At 69.6% G+C, this 15,822-nt stretch carries 21 protein-coding genes; 12 read left to right on the plus strand and 9 right to left on the minus strand.

Annotated elements, in window-relative coordinates:
- Position 1: 1 nt before the first annotated feature.
- Positions 2 to 364 (plus strand): SUF system Fe-S cluster assembly protein, encoded by a 363-nt coding sequence (locus VNW53_RS14215; RefSeq protein ID WP_325556361.1) that lies wholly within the window; start codon positions 2 to 4, stop codon positions 362 to 364.
- A complete protein-coding gene (locus VNW53_RS14220) occupies positions 364 to 756 on the plus strand; it encodes an iron-sulfur cluster assembly accessory protein (RefSeq protein ID WP_325556362.1) in 393 nt (130 codons plus the stop codon). The genes VNW53_RS14215 and VNW53_RS14220 overlap by 1 nt, the downstream gene beginning before the upstream one ends.
- Here VNW53_RS14220 and VNW53_RS14225 read toward each other — a convergent pair.
- Positions 753 to 1,733, minus strand: a complete 981-nt coding sequence (locus VNW53_RS14225; RefSeq protein WP_325556363.1) for a lysylphosphatidylglycerol synthase domain-containing protein — start codon at positions 1,731 to 1,733, stop codon at positions 753 to 755. The two genes, VNW53_RS14220 and VNW53_RS14225, sit on opposite strands and share 4 nt — an antisense overlap.
- Positions 1,734 to 1,897: 164 nt before the next feature.
- On the opposite strand from VNW53_RS14225, the gene VNW53_RS14230 reads away from it, so the two are divergent.
- The 3 genes from VNW53_RS14230 (at position 1,898) to VNW53_RS14240 (ending at position 3,869) form a co-directional block, all read left to right on the plus strand.
- A complete protein-coding gene (locus VNW53_RS14230) occupies positions 1,898 to 2,524 on the plus strand; it encodes a BON domain-containing protein (RefSeq protein ID WP_325556364.1) in 627 nt (208 codons plus the stop codon).
- A gap of 90 nt (positions 2,525 to 2,614) precedes the next feature.
- Positions 2,615 to 2,896: a hypothetical protein gene (locus tag VNW53_RS14235; protein WP_325556365.1), complete on the plus strand. Its 282-nt coding sequence runs from the start codon at positions 2,615 to 2,617 to the stop codon at positions 2,894 to 2,896.
- A 97-nt stretch (positions 2,897 to 2,993) separates the two neighbouring features.
- A complete protein-coding gene (locus VNW53_RS14240; RefSeq protein ID WP_325556366.1) occupies positions 2,994 to 3,869 on the plus strand; it encodes an ion channel in 876 nt (291 codons plus the stop codon).
- Here VNW53_RS14240 and VNW53_RS14245 read toward each other — a convergent pair.
- Positions 3,842 to 5,722, minus strand: coding sequence for an ABC-F family ATP-binding cassette domain-containing protein (locus tag VNW53_RS14245; RefSeq protein ID WP_325556367.1), 1,881 nt, complete (start codon positions 5,720 to 5,722; stop codon positions 3,842 to 3,844). The two genes, VNW53_RS14240 and VNW53_RS14245, sit on opposite strands and share 28 nt — an antisense overlap.
- Positions 5,723 to 5,975: 253 nt before the next feature.
- Between VNW53_RS14245 and ndk the strand changes: the two genes are divergently transcribed.
- Both ndk and VNW53_RS14255 read left to right on the plus strand, forming a co-directional pair.
- Positions 5,976 to 6,395, plus strand: coding sequence for a nucleoside-diphosphate kinase (ndk, locus tag VNW53_RS14250; RefSeq protein WP_325556368.1), 420 nt, complete (start codon positions 5,976 to 5,978; stop codon positions 6,393 to 6,395).
- 110 nt (positions 6,396 to 6,505) lie between these two features.
- Positions 6,506 to 6,859, plus strand: a complete 354-nt coding sequence (locus VNW53_RS14255; RefSeq protein ID WP_325556369.1) for a DUF6481 family protein — start codon at positions 6,506 to 6,508, stop codon at positions 6,857 to 6,859.
- Between the two features lie 59 nt (positions 6,860 to 6,918).
- On the opposite strand, the gene VNW53_RS14260 is transcribed toward VNW53_RS14255, so the two are convergent.
- From VNW53_RS14260 to nthA, 4 genes are read right to left on the minus strand one after another with little or no spacing between them, the layout of a single operon-like run.
- Positions 6,919 to 7,143 carry a hypothetical protein gene (locus VNW53_RS14260; RefSeq protein WP_325556370.1) on the minus strand — a complete coding sequence of 75 codons (225 nt, stop codon included), beginning with the start codon at positions 7,141 to 7,143 and terminating at the stop codon, positions 6,919 to 6,921.
- Between the two features lie 53 nt (positions 7,144 to 7,196).
- Entirely contained in the window at positions 7,197 to 7,535 is a 339-nt protein-coding gene (locus tag VNW53_RS14265; protein WP_325556371.1) for a nitrile hydratase accessory protein, read from the minus strand.
- Complete coding sequence (nthB, locus tag VNW53_RS14270; RefSeq protein WP_325556372.1) at positions 7,522 to 8,175, minus strand: nitrile hydratase subunit beta; 654 nt, start codon at positions 8,173 to 8,175, stop codon at positions 7,522 to 7,524. Before nthB ends, VNW53_RS14265 begins: the two co-directional genes overlap by 14 nt.
- Positions 8,172 to 8,798 (minus strand): nitrile hydratase subunit alpha, encoded by a 627-nt coding sequence (nthA, locus tag VNW53_RS14275; protein WP_325556373.1) that lies wholly within the window; start codon positions 8,796 to 8,798, stop codon positions 8,172 to 8,174. Before nthA ends, nthB begins: the two co-directional genes overlap by 4 nt.
- 100 nt (positions 8,799 to 8,898) lie before the next feature.
- Between nthA and VNW53_RS14280 the strand changes: the two genes are divergently transcribed.
- Positions 8,899 to 9,537: a DsbA family protein gene (locus VNW53_RS14280; RefSeq protein WP_325556374.1), complete on the plus strand. Its 639-nt coding sequence runs from the start codon at positions 8,899 to 8,901 to the stop codon at positions 9,535 to 9,537.
- A gap of 31 nt (positions 9,538 to 9,568) precedes the next feature.
- On the opposite strand, the gene VNW53_RS14285 is transcribed toward VNW53_RS14280, so the two are convergent.
- Positions 9,569 to 10,822 carry a glutamate carboxypeptidase gene (locus tag VNW53_RS14285; protein WP_325556375.1) on the minus strand — a complete coding sequence of 418 codons (1,254 nt, stop codon included), beginning with the start codon at positions 10,820 to 10,822 and terminating at the stop codon, positions 9,569 to 9,571.
- Positions 10,823 to 10,993: 171 nt separating this feature from the next.
- Here VNW53_RS14285 and VNW53_RS14290 point away from each other — a divergent pair, with 171 nt between their 5' ends.
- Positions 10,994 to 11,611: an ATP-dependent Clp protease proteolytic subunit gene (locus VNW53_RS14290; RefSeq protein ID WP_325556376.1), complete on the plus strand. Its 618-nt coding sequence runs from the start codon at positions 10,994 to 10,996 to the stop codon at positions 11,609 to 11,611.
- Here the strand turns inward: VNW53_RS14290 and VNW53_RS14295 are convergent.
- Together VNW53_RS14295 and VNW53_RS14300 are read right to left on the minus strand one after the other, a co-directional pair.
- Positions 11,608 to 11,856 carry a hypothetical protein gene (locus tag VNW53_RS14295; protein WP_325556377.1) on the minus strand — a complete coding sequence of 83 codons (249 nt, stop codon included), beginning with the start codon at positions 11,854 to 11,856 and terminating at the stop codon, positions 11,608 to 11,610. The two genes, VNW53_RS14290 and VNW53_RS14295, sit on opposite strands and share 4 nt — an antisense overlap.
- A complete protein-coding gene (locus VNW53_RS14300; RefSeq protein ID WP_325556378.1) occupies positions 11,853 to 12,521 on the minus strand; it encodes an HAD-IB family hydrolase in 669 nt (222 codons plus the stop codon). Before VNW53_RS14300 ends, VNW53_RS14295 begins: the two co-directional genes overlap by 4 nt.
- 223 nt (positions 12,522 to 12,744) lie before the next feature.
- Here VNW53_RS14300 and clpX point away from each other — a divergent pair, with 223 nt between their 5' ends.
- The 3 genes from clpX to VNW53_RS14315 all read left to right on the plus strand — a co-directional run.
- Positions 12,745 to 14,007 (plus strand): ATP-dependent Clp protease ATP-binding subunit ClpX, encoded by a 1,263-nt coding sequence (gene clpX / locus VNW53_RS14305; RefSeq protein WP_325556379.1) that lies wholly within the window; start codon positions 12,745 to 12,747, stop codon positions 14,005 to 14,007.
- Positions 14,008 to 14,098: 91 nt separating this feature from the next.
- Complete coding sequence (locus VNW53_RS14310) at positions 14,099 to 14,482, plus strand: VOC family protein (protein WP_325556380.1); 384 nt, start codon at positions 14,099 to 14,101, stop codon at positions 14,480 to 14,482.
- Positions 14,479 to 15,822: MFS transporter (locus tag VNW53_RS14315; RefSeq protein ID WP_325556381.1), on the plus strand; the 1,344-nt coding region annotated here is incomplete at its 3' end. The genes VNW53_RS14310 and VNW53_RS14315, both read left to right, overlap by 4 nt.

Raw genomic sequence — 15,822 nt, forward strand, 5'->3', positions numbered from 1 at the left:
GATGGACGACGCCGCCCAACTCGACAGCCAGACCGCCGCCCCGCTCTCGCAGGCGGAGCTCGACGTGCTGACCGACAAGCTGATCGAGAAGCTGAAGACGGTCTACGACCCGGAAATCCCGGTCGACATCTATGAGCTCGGCCTGATCTACAAGGTCGACGTGTCCGACGAGAAGGACGTGGTGATCGACATGACGCTCACCGCCCCGGGCTGCCCGGTCGCCGGCGACATGCCGGGCTGGGTCGAGGACGCGATCAAGGAACTCCCCGAGGTGAAGTCCTGCAAGGTCGAGCTGGTGTTCGATCCGCCGTGGGACCCCTCGCGGATGTCCGACGAAGCCAAGCTGCAACTGAACATGTTCTGATGGACCTCAACGTCGCACCCCAGCCCCGCGCCCGCCGCGAACGCCCTAAGGTGGTCTCCCTGACTGACGCCGCCGCCGAGCGCGTACGGGAAATCATGGGCAAGGCCGAGAAGCCCTATGCGGGCCTTCGCGTGGGCGTGAAGAACGGCGGCTGCGCGGGCCAGGAATATGTCCTGGAATACGCCGACGCCGCCGGTCCGCTGGACGAGGTCGTCGAGGACAAGGGCGTCACCATCCTGGTCGAACCCAAGGCCGTGCTGTTCCTGATCGGCACGGTGATCGACTACGACGTGACCAAGCTCTCGGCGAAGTTCACCTTCCGCAATCCCAACGAGACCGACGCCTGCGGCTGCGGCGAGAGCGTCACCATCCAGCCGGCGACCCCCGACTAGCTTTTGCGGTGGCGGATGGCGTCGATGGCCAGGGCGGCCGCGGCGATGATCAGCGGCAGGATGTAGAAGGCCAGCCGATAGCCCAGGAAGGCCGCCGCCAGCACGGCGGGATCGATTTCCGGGAGCAGCGCCGCCATGGCGCTCTCGAACACCCCGGCGCCCCCCGGCACCGATGAGGCGAGGCCCGCGATACAGGCCACCGCATAGGCGCCGACGAAGGTCCCGTAGCTGGGGCCGCCGGCCGGCAGCAGGATCCACAGGATCGCCGCGGCGATGCCGTTGTCGACCACGCCCAGCACGAGCTGCGCCAGGGCGTCCCACACGTCGGGCAGGGTGACGCTGCGTCCGAAGGCGGTGAACGGACGCCGGCGCAGGGCGCAGAGGGCCACATAGGCCAGGGCGCCGGTCAGCAGGGCCGCTCCAAGCCAGTGGCCGACCGTGGGGGCGATCGCCGTGGCGTCCAGTTCCGCGCTCGACGCCAGCAGCAGGCCCGCGCCCGACAGCGCCGCTAGGCCCACGCCGAACGAGGCGGCGGCGAACACCGTGGCGCCCGCCACCTGGGTCAAGGTCACCCCGTGCCGGTCATAGGTCCGGGCGCGGATGGCGCCGGAAATCAGCAGGTTGGCCCCGATGGCGTGGGCGATGGCGTTGGCCAGGAACGAGCCGAGCGCGACCGTCCGCAGCGGCACGCGGGCGCCGGTCCAGCGCAGGCCCACCCACTCGATCACCGCCATCAGCACGAAGCTGGCGGCCGACAGCGCGATCGCCGCCGCCACGGCTGCCACGCCCCAGCCGGCGATGGCGTGGGTGACGGCCTGGAGGCTCAGCTTGTGGAACTCGCGCCAAAGCACCCAGGCCGCGGCGATCAGCATGACCACCGGCACGACGCGCAGCGCGATCCGCGTGGCGCGCGTCAGCCGCCGGCGCGGCGCGGGCGGAACCCCGGCGAGATCCACCTCGACGGGCTCTGTCTCCAAGGAGCGGGTCGGGTCTGGAGCTTTCACGGCGATGGACACTCTCGGTTGAGTCGGGCGACGGAGTCAGGCCGCGCGACCGCAAGCCGGTTGGCCTCAAATGGGAACCGAAGTCCACGGCGCCGGTTCTGCCGCGGGGGAGTCCGCAACGTAGAGGAGACCAGGTCATGGCGCGCGAAGATTGGCAGGACCGCGAGGAAGACCGCCGCCGTGCGGCGCTCCGGGGCCGCGATCGCGACGATTTCGGCCAGGCTGACTACTCCCGGGACTATGGCTACGACCCGGGGGCCCGCTCCGGCTACCGGGTCGATGACGAGCTGCGCCCGGCGCACGACGACTATGGACAGGCCGATTATTCGACGGATTACGCCTATGACGCCGAGCGGGGCGAGGCCTATCGGCGTCAATCGCCGCTGGACCGTGACGACGGCCGGCGCCCGGATGGCGGTGACTACCGACCGGCGGGCCCGCCGCGGTCGTGGATGGACAAGGCCGGCGAGTTCTTCTCGCCCGGTCCCCGCGAGCCAAGGGTCGAGACCCGCGCCGGGCGGCTGCGCCGCGGCCCGTCCGACCGCGTGCTGTGGGCGGTGATCGTCGAGCGGCTGGAGGACCAGCGCGGCCTCGATCTGCGCGACCTCGAGGTGATCGTGCAGGACGCCGAGGTCACCTTGAACGGCACGGTGCGGCACAAGGCCGACAAGCGCCGGATCGAGGACGTCGCCGATGTCGACGGCGTGCGCCACGTGCAGAACAACCTTCGCCTGCGCAGCCACAGCCACTGGACCTTCCTCTAGGCCTGCGAGCGTGTTCTGCGCCCGGTGTTTCGGGCAACCTAGCCAGGCCTTGCGGGTTCTAGTCCCACGGCAACAGCCGAGGAGACACCGATGACAGGCAAGCAGACCCAGGACGAGGCCCGGCGCGCCTTCAGCCACGGCTCCGGCGGCGCCAACGCCGACATGGCCGTGGAAGCGGCCCCGATCCACGAGGACCGGCACGTCGACGTCCCGCATTCGCGCGAAGTCGAGCCTTTGAAGGAAGGCGAAAAGCACGACCACATGGCCGCCCGCGAAAAATGCGCCGAAGACCGGCAGGAGGCCCTGCTGGACGAGGCGATCGAGGAGACCTTCCCGGGCAGCGACCCGATCAGCCCCAAACACATCACCTGACGACCGCCGGCGGCGCGGCGGGTCCTTCGACGGGTCCGCCGCGACGTGCTAGCAAGGCGGCGTGAAACTGCCGCCGCCCCGCATCGACATGAGAGGCATGAGCGCCGTGAAGGTCGGCGTGCGGCGCTTCGCCATCGACGATCCCTACTATCTGATCCTCGCCCTGCGCTGGCCGGCCTTCCTGGGCCTCGTGCTGCTGATGTTCCTGGCGGCCAACCTTTTCTTCGCGCTGCTCTTCTGGCTCCAGCCGGGCTCCGTGGCCAACGCCAGGCCGTACGCCTTCGGGGACGCCTTCTTCTTCAGCGTCGAGACCCTGGCCACCGTCGGCTACGGGGTGATGACGCCGGCGAGCCTCTATGGCCACGCCGTGGCGACGGCGGAGATCTTCGTCGGCATGTTCCTGACGGCCCTGGCCACGGGCGCCTTCTTCGCCCGCTTCGCCCGGCCGCAGGCGCGGATGGTGTTCAGCGACTCCGCCGTGGTCGCGCCCTACGAAGGCCGCCAGGCCCTGATGGTCCGGGTGGCGAGCCGCCGCCTGCAGGGGATCAGCGAGCCCACGGCGCGGCTCAGCTATCTGCGCAACGTCCCGGTCGGCGAAACGAGCTTCCGCCGGTTCGACGAGCTGAAGCTGGTTCGCAGCAACATTCCTGTCCTCAGCCTGACCTGGACCCTGATCCATCCGATCGACGAGGACAGCCCGCTCTGGGGCTTGAGCGAGGAGCGCATGGCCGCCGAGGCGCCCACGGTGATGGTCTCGATCGCCGGCTTCGACGAGGCCATCTCGGCGGTGATCAACGACCGCAAGACCTACCGCCGCGAGGACGTCCGCTTCGGCCACGTCTTCGCCGACATCCTGCGCGACCTGCCGGGCGAGATGGTCGAACTCGACATCACGCGCATCAGCGAGACCCGGCCAGCGGCGCCGCCCCTGAAGGCGGTGGAGGTTCAGGAATCGGCGGTGAGGGCCTCGTAGGCCTCCTGGGCGGCCAGCCATTCGGCCTCGGCGGTTTCCACCGCGGCCTGCGCCGCGTCGCGCTTGCGTCCCAGGTCGGCGGCCTTGGCCGGATCCCTGGCGAAGACGGCGGGATCGGTGAGCTGCGCGTCGATCGCGGCGAGGGCCGCCGTCGCGCGCCCCAGCGCCGCCTCCGCGGCCCCCGCCCGGCGGCGCGCGTCGCCGGTCGGGACCTTCGGCCGGGACGCCGGCGGCGGGGGCGGAGCCTTCGCCGGCTCGGCGGCCACCTGGGTCGGGGCGCGAGCGGCGACCCGAGCGCGGTCCAGCACGAACCTGGCGTAGTCCTCCATGTCCCCGTCGAAGGGCTCGATGCCGCCGTCGGCCGCCAGCCACAGCCGGTCGGCCACCAGCTCCATCAGCGAGCGGTCGTGGGTGATCAGGATCACCGCCCCGTCATAGTCGTTGAGCGCGTCCAGCAGGGCGCGGCGCGAGTCGATGTCCAGGTGGTTGGTGGGCTCGTCCAGGATCAGCAGGTGCGGGGCTTCCATCGCGACCATGTTCAGCAACAGGCGCGCCCGCTCGCCGCCCGAGAGGTTGGCGACCGTGGTCTCGACCTTTTCGTAGCCGAGGCCGAACTGGGCGAGCTTGGAGCGGCGCTGAGACTCGCTGCTCTGCGGCATGGCGCGGCGGATGATCTCCAGCGGCGTATCCGCAGGATCCATCGCCTCGATCTGGTGCTGGTGGAACCAGCCCACCTTCAGACGCGAGCTGCGCAGCAGGGTTCCGCTTTCCACGTCCAGCGCGCCCGCCACCAGCTTGGCGAAGGTGGACTTGCCGGCGCCGTTGACGCCCAGCAGGCCGATGCGGTCGTCGATGTCGAGGCGCAGGTTGAGCCTTTTGAGGATCGGGGCGCCGCCGTATCCGACCGCGGCGCCTTCCAGCCGCAACAGGGGCGGCGGCAGGGGCCGCTCGGGCGAGGGCAGGGTGAAGGGCGCGACGCGGTCCTCAATCACGTTGGAGACCGGCGGCAGCTTGGCGATCATCTTCAGGCGCGACTGGGCCTGCGTGGCCTTGGAGGCCTTGGCGCCGAAGCGGTCGACGAAGGACTGCATGTGGGCGCGCTTGGCCTCGATCTTGGTCCGCATGGCCTCCTGCAGGCGCAGCTTCTCGATCACCTGGCGCTCGAAGCTGTCGTAGCCGCCGGTGTAGAGGTCGAGCTTGCCGTTCTTCAGATGGAGGATGTGGTCCATCGAGTTGTCGAGCAACTCGCGGTCGTGGCTGATGACCATGGCGGTGTGCGGGTATTTCTTCAGGCGGGCCTCGAGCCAGAGCGCGCCTTCCAGGTCGAGATAGTTGGTGGGCTCGTCCAGCAGCAGCATGTCCGGCGCGGCGAACAGGGCCGCCGCCAGGGCCACGCGCATCCGCCAGCCGCCGGAGAACTCGGACATGGGGCGTGAGAGGTCCGGGGTGGAAAAGCCCAGGCCCGCCAGGATTTCCGCCGCCCGCGACGGCGCGCGGTCGGCGTCGATCTCGATCAGGCGGTTGTAGATGTCGCCCAGGTCCTCGGGCTCGGCGGTCTCCAGCCGCGCCAGCAGGTCGGCGCGCTCGACGTCGGCGGCCAGCACGGTGTCCAGCAGGGGAATCGGCGTCGCCGGGTGTTCCTGGTCGACGGAGCCGATGCGGGCCGCGCGAGGCAGGCCGATCTCGCCGGAGCCGTGGACGAGCTGGCCGAGGATCAGCTTGAAGAGCGTCGACTTGCCGACGCCGTTGCGGCCCACCAGGCCCACCTTGGCGTCCTTGGGCAGGCTGACGGTCGCGCCGTCGAAGAACCGGCGGCCCCAGGCGTCGAAAACGAGGTCTTTGATCTGCAGCATCGGGACACGAACAATGGGGCGCGGACCAGCATTCGCCGGACCTGCGGGAGAAGGGGAAGGTCAGGGATGAGAAGCCGCGCTGCCGCCTGACCGGGCGGGTCCATAGCAGACCGCCACGCCCGCGTCTTCCCTGCCCATGGAAGGAGAGGGAAAAGCCGGCAGCGCCTTGGCGAGCGCGGGCGAGGCGGGTATAGAGCCCGCCACCGCGTGGCGCTTCGCGGAAATCCCACTCGCTTTGACCGTAAAGAGACCCATGACCGAACGCACCTTCTCGATCATCAAGCCGGACGCCACCAAGCGCAATCTGACCGGCAAGATCAACGCCGTGATCGAGGACGCCGGCCTGCGGATCGTCGGCCAGCGCCGCATCCGGATGACGGAAGCCCAGGCCAAGAAGTTCTACGAGGTGCACGCCGCCCGCCCGTTCTACGGCGAGCTGGTCGAATTCATGATGTCGGCGCCGGTCGTGGTGCAGGTGCTCGAAGGCCCGAACGCGGTGGCCAGGTACCGCGAAGTGATGGGCGCCACCAACCCGGCCGACGCCGCCGCGGGCACGATCCGCAAGCTCTACGCCGAAAGTGTCGGCGAAAATTCGGTGCACGGCTCCGACAGCGCCGAGAATGCGGCGCTCGAAATCGCGCAGTTCTTCACCGAGGACGACATCGTCGGCTGAGCCCGACTGTCGTCAGTGTTTCGCAAAGGCTTGCGAAACCCAAATCGCAACCCAAATCCGCCGGGCGGGAGTTCTCCCCGTCTGACATCCAACCCCATACGAAAGCCGCGATGAGAGAAGACAAGATCGGGGGCTTCAACGAGCGCCTGGCGTCCCAGGCCGAAGCCCGCAAGGCCCTCCTGGAGAAGTTCAAGCCGAAGCCGATGATCCAGGCCGAAGTCCTGGAAACCCGGGCGCAGCGCAAGGCGCGCGAGATCGAAGAGGTCCGCGCCAAGCGCGCCGCCGAAAAGGAAGCCGCCCGCCTGAAGGCGGAGGCCGAGGAGCAGGCCCGCCTGCACGCCCTTGCCAACGACGAAGAGGCTCAGCTCGAGCTGAAGCGGCAGGAGCGCAAGGACCGCAAGGCCGCCGCCAAGGCCGAGGCCCGCGCCAAGCGCGAAGCCAAGTCCGCCGCCCGCCGCAACTAGAGCGCGCCTGGGGAAGTCGCAGCCGGCTCAGGTGTTTCCCCGCCTGAACCGCGGCGGGTCTAGTCGGGCGACTTGCCGTCCGCGCCGCCGGTCAGCTTGCGGGCCAGGTCGCCGTAGTAGCCCTGGATGAGCAGCTCGACGGTGTCGCCACGCTCCTCGGCCTGGAAGGCCATATCCTTGGCCATCTGGATCGCGGCGGAGCGGCTGAGGCCGTGTTCGATGGGCTTGCCGTCGGAAAAGACGGTCCAGTCGCCGTCCTTCAGGGTCACCGCATATTGAACCATGTTCTCCAGTTCCTTCGCTCAGGCTTGAGCGCACGAACTGCGGTGACGGTTCCCTAGAGCTCGACGGGTCTTCCGTGTGCGGTGCGCCGATAGGCCTCCGCCCAAGCTTCCTTCCGCTCGGCGAGCTCAGAGCCGGCGGCAAGCCGTTTCTCCCGCACCAGATCCTCCAGCGCCGCCAGCCAGTGCTCGTAGTAGCGGGCGCCGTCGTCGTCCGGCCCAGCCGCCTTCAGGCGCCGCGACAGGGCCTCGGCCCATTCCGTCCAGGCGAAGCAGCCCTGGGCGTGCAGTTGCAGGGCGAGCGCGAAGGCCTGCGCCTGCCAGGGCTCGGCGAAGACCGGGCCGTCTGCGTCGCGCGGCAGGCGCGGCAGGGCCAGCGGATCAGGCGCGCTCAAGGTAGGGCTCCCACAGGTCCAGGCAGACGCTGTCGCGCGGGTTGGCCGCCTCGCCCCACAGCTCACGCGCGGTAAATCGCACCGTATAGAGCGGGCGCGGGTCCTCGCCCTTGCCGTGGGCGTGGCTGTCGGGGAAAACGTGCGCCCCGCGCCGGGCGACGATCACGCCGCGGCGGCCGCGCACATAGCGGGGCAGGCGCGTGTGGCCATGCGGATTGAGGTCGCGGGCCCGCACGGCGTCGCCCTCGGCGAACAACGGCGGGGCGGCGGCTTCGCGAACATAGGAGCCGCGGCGCATGAATCGCGGCGTCACCTCCTCGGCGCTCAGCAGCGGCGTGGCCTTCGCCGCCCCGGGCGCAGCGTGGCCGGAGGCCATCTCGGCGGGCGACACGAAGCCATGGGCGACGAGCAGTTCGCTCAGGCCCCGGAACCATTTTTCGTAGTAGCTCATCGCCAGATATTCGGGGCCCGGGATCTTCTCCCGCTGGTGGCGGCCCTCGTCGATATTGCGGCGGGTGGGCGAGGCGACGCTCAGCGCATGGACCCGGCCTTCCCAGGCGTGGTGGAAGACAGGCTCGTCGGCCTCCGGGGCGATCGGCCCCAGGTTCTCCATCCCGCCCATGTCGTGGACGCCGTTCACAGCCGGGCCGTCCCGATCATGCCGTCGCGGGTCACGAGGGCCGCAAGCTGGTCCTCGCTCAGGCCCTCGGTTCCCGCCGGCCGCTCCGGCAGCACCAGGTAGCGGATCTCGGCGGTGGAATCCCACACGCGGACCTCGACATCCTCGGCCAGGGTCGTGCCGAACTCGGCGACGACGCCGCGCGGATCGATCACGGCGCGCGAGCGATAGGGCGCGGACTTGTACCAGACCGGCGGCAGGCCCAGCACCGGCCACGGGTAGCAGGAGCACAGGGTGCAGACGACGAGGTTGTGGACGGCGGGGGTGTTCTCCACCACCACCATGTGATCGCCCTGACCGCCGGCGTAGCCCAGTTCGGCGATGGCCGCCGTGGCGTCTTCCATCAGCCGCGCCTTGAAGGCCGGGTCGCTCCAGGCGCGAGCCACGACGCGGGCGCCGTTGCGCGGCCCGACCTTGTGCTCGAAGTGGTCGACGATGGCGTCCAGCGCGGCCGGATCGACCAGCCCCTTCTCGACCATCAGCGATTCCAGCGCCTTGACCCGCAACGCCATGTCGGACGGCGGCTCCTGGCCGTGGTCGTGATGATGGTGGTGGTGATCGGGATCGTCGTGGTCGTGCGCCATGGCGGCAAACTGGCGCAGACGCGCGCAAAGGTGAAGTGCGGGCAGGTGACCGGCTCGCCGTCTCCTGCGATGCTGGCCGCCTTGGGAGGCTAAGACGCCCATGACCACACCGCACCTGATCTACTTCTCCGACCCCATGTGCTCCTGGTGCTACGGGTTCTCGCCGGTGATCGAGGAGATCGGCCGCACCTTTGGCCGGGCCCTGCCGGTGCGGGTGGTGATGGGCGGCCTGCGTCCCGGAACCGAGACGCCGATGACCGAGGAGGCCAAGCTCGAGATCGCCGACCACTGGACCCACGTCCACGAGGCGACGGGCCTGCCGTTCAACGGGACCGGCATGTCGCGGCCGGGCTTCGTCTACGACACCGATCCCGCGGCCCGCGCCGTAGTGGTCGCCCGCCGCGACGGTGAGGAGATGGCCGCGGCCTTCCTGGGCCGCACCCAGCGCGCCTTCTACGCCGAGGGCCGCGACGTCACCCAGGCCGGGACCCTGGCGGAGATCGCCGAGGAACTGGGCCTGGAGCGCGAACGGTTCCTCGCCGCCTGGGCGACAGACGAGATCAAGCAGGAGACCTGGCGCGACTACGCCATCTCCCAGCGCGCCGGCGTGACCGGCTTCCCGACCCTGGTGGCCGGCCCCAACGCCGAGGGGGTCTACGGCGTCGTCACCCGCGGCTTCGCCCCCGGCGAGCAGGTGTTGGGCATCCTCAAGGAATGGCTGGAGCGGATCGCGGCGTAGTTTTCCTTTCCCGCGTCGCGGGAAGGGAAGATCACTTCAACCGTGGCGGCGGCTGGTGGCCGAGTTCCTGTATAAGCTTGGTCAGCAGGTACAGGCGCGGCGTCAGCGACCCCAGCAGCAGATATTCGGTGTCGGCATGGAAGCCGCCGGCCGCCGGGCCGAGCCCGTCGAGCGCCGGGATGCCGCCTTCGTAGGCCAGCGCCGATTCCGAGGCGCCGCCGTTGCCGCCGCGGGTGATGGTCTTGCCGAGGCCGGCGTAGATCGCTTCGGCGCGGTCGGCCAGGGCGTCGGTGCCGGGGTTGCTGGCCAGCGGCGGGAAGAACCGCTCCTGGCGCCAGACCTTCACCGTGGTGTCGGGCACGACCGTCGTCCGGGCGTTCTTCTGCAGCACCGCCTCCACCTTCGGCAGGTCGGACTTCTCGCGGATCCGGAGGCTGTAGGTGGCCGAGGCGTCTTCAGGGATGATATTCTCCCGCGTGCCCGCCTTCAGCGTGGTCAGGTTGAAGGTGATCCCGTCGCCGGTCTTCGGGAAGATCTCGTCGGCAGCGATCTGGTGGATGAGTTCCGTCGCCGCGTTGCGGCCCTCCTGCGGGGCGATGCCGGCGTGTGCGGCGCGACCGTGCACATCGATATGGATGGCGGTCGCCCCCTTGCGCCAGACGGTCAGCACGTCGGGCGTGTCACCGGGCTCGAGGTTCAGCTCCACGTCGGCGTCGGCCACCAGCCGATTGATGAGGCCCTGCGCGCCCGGCGACCCGCGCTCCTCGGATGTCTCGATCAAAAAGACGACCTGCTTGAAGTCCTTGAAGCCCAGGTCGTGCAGGATCTGCAGGGCGTAGACGCCCTCGACCACCCCGCCCTTTTCGTCGGAGACCCCGGGGCCATAGGCCTTCTCGGCGTCCATGCGGAACGGCCGCTGGGCGACCGTGCCGGGCTCGAACACCGTGTCGATGTGGCCGATCAGCAGGACCCGGCCCTTGCCGGTCCCGCTCAGGGTGGCGACGGTGTTGTCCGGCAGGCCGTCCGCCTCGGCCTTCACGCTCTCGACCGCGAAGCCCATCGCCTTCAGGCGCGCGCCGAGGATGCCGGCGACCTTGCGGCCGCCTTCGACGTCGCCGGTGCCGGAATCGATGTTCACCACCTGCTCCAGCAGCTTCAGTTGCGCCGGCCTGGCGGCCTCGGCCGCGGCCCAGACCTTGGCGTCCCTGGCCGGGGCGGGCGCGGCATGGACGGGCAGGGCCAGCAACACGGCAGCGCCGGCGAGCGCGATGAGCTTGAACGTCATGGAATCCCCCTCAACTCGGTTGCGCCACCATGGCCGGACGGCGGGCGGGATCAAGGCCGAAAGGCTCCGCGCGCTCACGTCACCTTGCGCCTGCGCCCGCGGCACGCGATATCCTGTGGGGAACGAGCCGTCGGCAGGCTCGCCCAAGAATCCAAGAAGGACTTCCTCCCTATGCGTGACCCCGTCACCACCGCGCTGGGCCTCGTGCCGATGGTCGTCGAGCAGACGAGCCGAGGCGAGCGCGCCTACGACATCTTCTCCCGGCTCCTGAAGGACCGGATCATCTTCCTGGCGGGCCCCGTCGAGGACAACATGGCGGCGCTGATCTGCGCCCAGTTGCTGCATCTCGAGGCGGAGAACCCCAAGAAGGAAATCCAGATGTACATCAACTCGCCGGGCGGCGTGGTGACATCGGGCCTCGCGATCTACGACACCATGCAATACATCAAGAGCCCGGTGATCACCCTTTGCCTGGGCATGGCGGCCTCCATGGGCTCTTTCCTGCTGATGGCCGGCGAAAAGGGCCAGCGGATCGCGCTGCCGAACTCGCGGATCATGGTGCACCAGCCGTCGGGCGGCTTCTCGGGCAAGGCCAGCGACATCGAGCGGCACGCCGAGGACATCATCAAGACCAAGCAGCGCCTGAACGAACTCTACGCCAAGCACACCGGCCAGACCGTGGAGACGGTGGAGCAGGTCCTCGACCGCGACAGCTTCATGACCGCCGAAGAAGCCAAGGACTGGGGCATCGTCGACCACGTCTGGGAAAAGCGCGAAAGCGAAGGCTAGACGCCCAGGCGCCTCCGGGCGGCGGCCATCAGCGCCGCCTGACCCGCCGGCTCGGTGACGTCGATCCGTTCGTCCGGGTCGCTGATATCGGCGAACATGCCCTTGGGGTCTTCGTGGAAGTGCAGGAAGCCGCGGGACTTCCGGTAGAACACCCCGCGCTTCTTTTCGACCAGGCCGGGCAGGGCGCGGAGCTGGGCCAGGAGGTCCTCCAGGCGGTCCAGGTCCTGGTCGCGGGCGTGCCTCATGCCGGTCCCTGGGGCGTCCCCTTGAACACCCGGTAGCCCTTGATCTCCGCCATCGCCAGCATCTCGCGGTCGCCGCCGGTGTCACCGTAGGCGGCCCGAAGCTCCAGGTCCGGCCCGAACGCCGCCTTCAGCCGCGCCACCTTTTCAGGCCCGCGGCAGTTGGGCGTCCCAAAGCCGCCGACCACCCGGTCCTGGGCGTCGAAGGCCAGTTCGGTGCCGAGCAGGGCGTCGGCCCCTAAGCCGCGCGCGAAGGGCGCGACAATCAGCTCCGGCGACGCGGTGACGATCACCAGCCGCACGCGCTCGCCGCGCCAGCGCTTCCAGGCCGCCACGGCGTCGGGACGCAGCAGGCTGCGTGAGAAGCGCTCCGCGAAGGCGCGGGCGTCCGCCTCCAGGACCTGGCGCGGGACGCCGCCCAGGAACTCGCGCGTGGCGGCGGCCTTGATGCGTCCGCGATCGCGATGGAAGAGATAGGCCAGGGCCGCGGGGATCAGGCGCGCCATGCCCTGGGCGTAGCGCCACGGGCCCGCGCGCCATTTCAGGAATGCGGTGTAGCTGTCGCGGACCGTCAGCGTGCCGTCGAAGTCGAAGGCCACAACCGGCGGGGGCCGAACCGGCGATTCAGCGGGCGGACCAACCTCGGGTCGCGGCTGGTCTTGTCCCATTTCGGCCTGTTTCCCATTTAGAATTGAAGACTGCCCTGGATTCGAGCGCCGCGCCGCCTATTGTCGCGACCCCGCGCCAAGGCTTGTGATCCGAGGCCGGATCGGGGAATGTCAAGACTTAGACAACCCGCGGCGCGTAGTTTGCATCGATTGGGCGGCAACGCCCGCGGGGCGATCAGGGGCTAGGACGCCCAGCGGATCGCCTAGAGAGTGAGAACCGACAATGACCAAGGCCGCAAGCGGGGACTCCAAGAGCACGTTGTATTGCTCTTTCTGCGGCAAGAGCCAGCATGAGGTCCGCAAGCTTATCGCGGGCCCAACCGTATTCATCTGTGATGAATGCGTCGAGCTGTGCATGGATATTATCCGCGAAGAACATAAGATTTCCTTCGTCAAATCGAAGGATGGCGTTCCGACACCTAAGGAAATCCGCGAAGTCCTCGACGATTACGTGATCGGGCAAGATCACGCGAAGAAGGTTCTCTCGGTCGCGGTGCACAACCACTACAAGCGGTTGAACCACGCCTCGAAGAATAACGACGTCGAACTGGGCAAGGCGAACATCCTGCTGATCGGCCCGACGGGCACCGGCAAGACGCTGCTGGCCCAGACGCTCGCGCGAATCATCGACGTTCCGTTCACCGTGGCCGACGCCACGACGCTCACCGAAGCGGGCTACGTGGGCGAAGATGTCGAAAATATCATCCTGAAATTGCTGCAGTCGGCCGACTACAATGTCGAGCGGGCGCAGCGCGGCATCGTCTACATCGACGAGGTCGACAAGATCAGCCGCAAGTCGGACAACCCCTCGATCACCCGCGACGTGTCGGGCGAGGGCGTGCAGCAGGCCCTGCTGAAGATCATGGAGGGCACGGTCGCCTCCGTGCCGCCGCAGGGCGGGCGCAAGCATCCGCAGCAGGAGTTCCTGCAGGTCGACACCACCAACATCCTGTTCATCTGCGGCGGGGCCTTCGCGGGCCTGGAGAAGATCATCTCCGCGCGCGGGCAGGGCACCTCGATCGGCTTCGGCGCCAAGGTCACCGACCCGGACGACCGCCGCACCGGCGAGATCTTCCGCCAGGTGGAGCCGGACGACCTGCTGCGCTTCGGCCTGATCCCGGAATTCGTCGGCCGCCTGCCGGTGATCGCCACCCTGGACGACCTGGACGAGAAGGCCCTGGTGAAGATCCTCACCGAGCCGAAGAACGCCTTCGTGAAGCAGTACGTGCGCCTGTTCGACATGGAGAACGTCGGCCTGACCTTCACCGACGACGCGCTCAACGCCGTGGCCCGCAAGGCCATCGCGCGCAAGACCGGCGCGCGGGGCCTGCGCTCGATCCTCGAGGCGATCCTGCTCGACACCATGTACGAGCTGCCCACCTACGACGGCGTCGAGGAGGTGGTGGTCAACGCCGAGGTGGTCGAAGGCCGCGCTCAGCCGCTGATCATCTACGCCGAGCGCCGCGACAAGGGCGGCGCGGCCTAAGCCCCGAGCCGATCAGACTTCGGAAAGCCCCGCTGGTGACGGCGGGGCTTTTTCGTGCGCGATACTGCGGCCTCACAATCGGAGGCGCGCCGTGGCGATCCTGGGCCTGGACCACGTGAACATCCGCACCACGGACCTGGCCAGGACCCGCGCCTTCTTCACCGAGGTGCTCGGCCTGACCGTCGGCTGGCGGCCGGACTTCAGCTTCGGCGGCGCCTGGCTCTACGCCGGCGGGCGGGATGTCGTGCACCTCGTGGAGGTGACCCGCGCGGGCGGGGCCAGCAAGGGCTCGTCCCTGGACCACTTCGCCTTCGCGATCGACGACTATGACGACGCCAGGCACCGGCTGGAGGCTGCGGGCATCGCCTATGAGGCCGGCGCGTCGCCGAACGGCGGCATCCGCCAGGTCTTCGTCACCGAGCTCAACGGCGTCACCTTCGAGCTGAACTGCCGGGAGCCGGCCCCGACGCCGTGAGCCACGCGCACCTGCATCCGCCGTGCGACCGCGCCCTGGCGCAGGCGGTTGCGGGGGTCGCCCATCCGCCCCGGGCAAGGGGCTGGGTGTTGGCCGGCACGGTGCTGGGCTCCGGCCTCGCCTTCATCGACTCCTCGGCGGTGAACCTGACCCTGCCGGTGATCCAGCAGCAGCTCGGCGGCGGGGTGGCCGCCGCCCAGTGGATCATGAACGCCTACGCCCTGCTGCTGAGCGCCCTGGTGCTGGCCGGCGGAGCGGCCGCGGATCGCTATGGCCGCAAGCGGGTGTTCGTGGCCGGGGTGGCGCTGTTCACCGCGGCCTCGGTGGCCTGTGGACTGGCCTCCAGCCTGCCGGTGCTGATCGCCGCCCGGGCCGTCCAGGGCATGGGCGCGGCCTTGCTGACGCCGGCCAGCCTGGCGCTGCTGGGCGCGGCCTACGACGCCAAGGGGCGAGGGCAGGCGGTGGGGATCTGGGCGGGGGCCAGCGGCCTGACCAGCGCCGTGGGGCCGGTGCTCGGCGGCTGGCTCACCCAGGCGATTTCCTGGCGGGCGGTGTTCTTCATCAACCTGCCGGTGGCGGCGATCGCCGTCTGGCTGGTGCTGGCCAACGCCCGGGAGAGCAAGGGCGCGCGGTCCGGGCCGGTGGACTACGCCGGGGCCGCCGCCGTCACCGCGGGCCTGGCGGCCGTGACCTGGGCGCTCACCGTGGCGCCGAAGCAGGGGGCGGACCTTGCCGTGCTCAGCGCCGGCGGCTTGGGCGTCCTGGCTCTCGCAGGCTTCCTCATGATCGAAAGAAACGCCGCCAACCCCATGATGCCGCTGGTGCTTTTCAAGTCGGCCACCTTCTCGGGCGTGAACGCCCTGACGCTCGTGCTCTACGCCGCCCTTGGGGGCGCGCTCTTCCTGCTGCCCTTCGAGCTGATCCGCGCGCACGGCTATGCCCCCTCGCTGGCGGGCGCGGCCCTGCTGCCGATGTCCGTGGGCCTGGCGGCGCTGTCGCCGCTGGCCGGGCGGCTCGCCTCGCGGATCGGGGCGCGGCCGATGCTGATCGCCGGCCCGCTGCTGGTGGCCGCGGGTTTCACGCTCCTGGCCTTGCTGAGTTCGCGGGAGGGCTACTGGACCAGTGTCTTCCCGGGGCTCGCGGTCCTGGCGGTGGGCGCGGGCGTGGCGGTCGCCCCGCTCACCGACGCCGTCCTGGGAGCGGTCGCCGACGAGTACGAAGGCGCCGCGGCGGGCATCAACAACGCCGTGGCGCGGGTGGCGGGCCTGCTGGCGGTCGCTCTGGTCGGGTTCGTGATCGGGGGATCGGATCCGCGGTCGGTGGCGGCCGGCTACCGCGAG

Source organism: Phenylobacterium sp. (genome assembly GCF_035569475.1).
GTDB lineage: Bacteria > Pseudomonadota > Alphaproteobacteria > Caulobacterales > Caulobacteraceae > Phenylobacterium.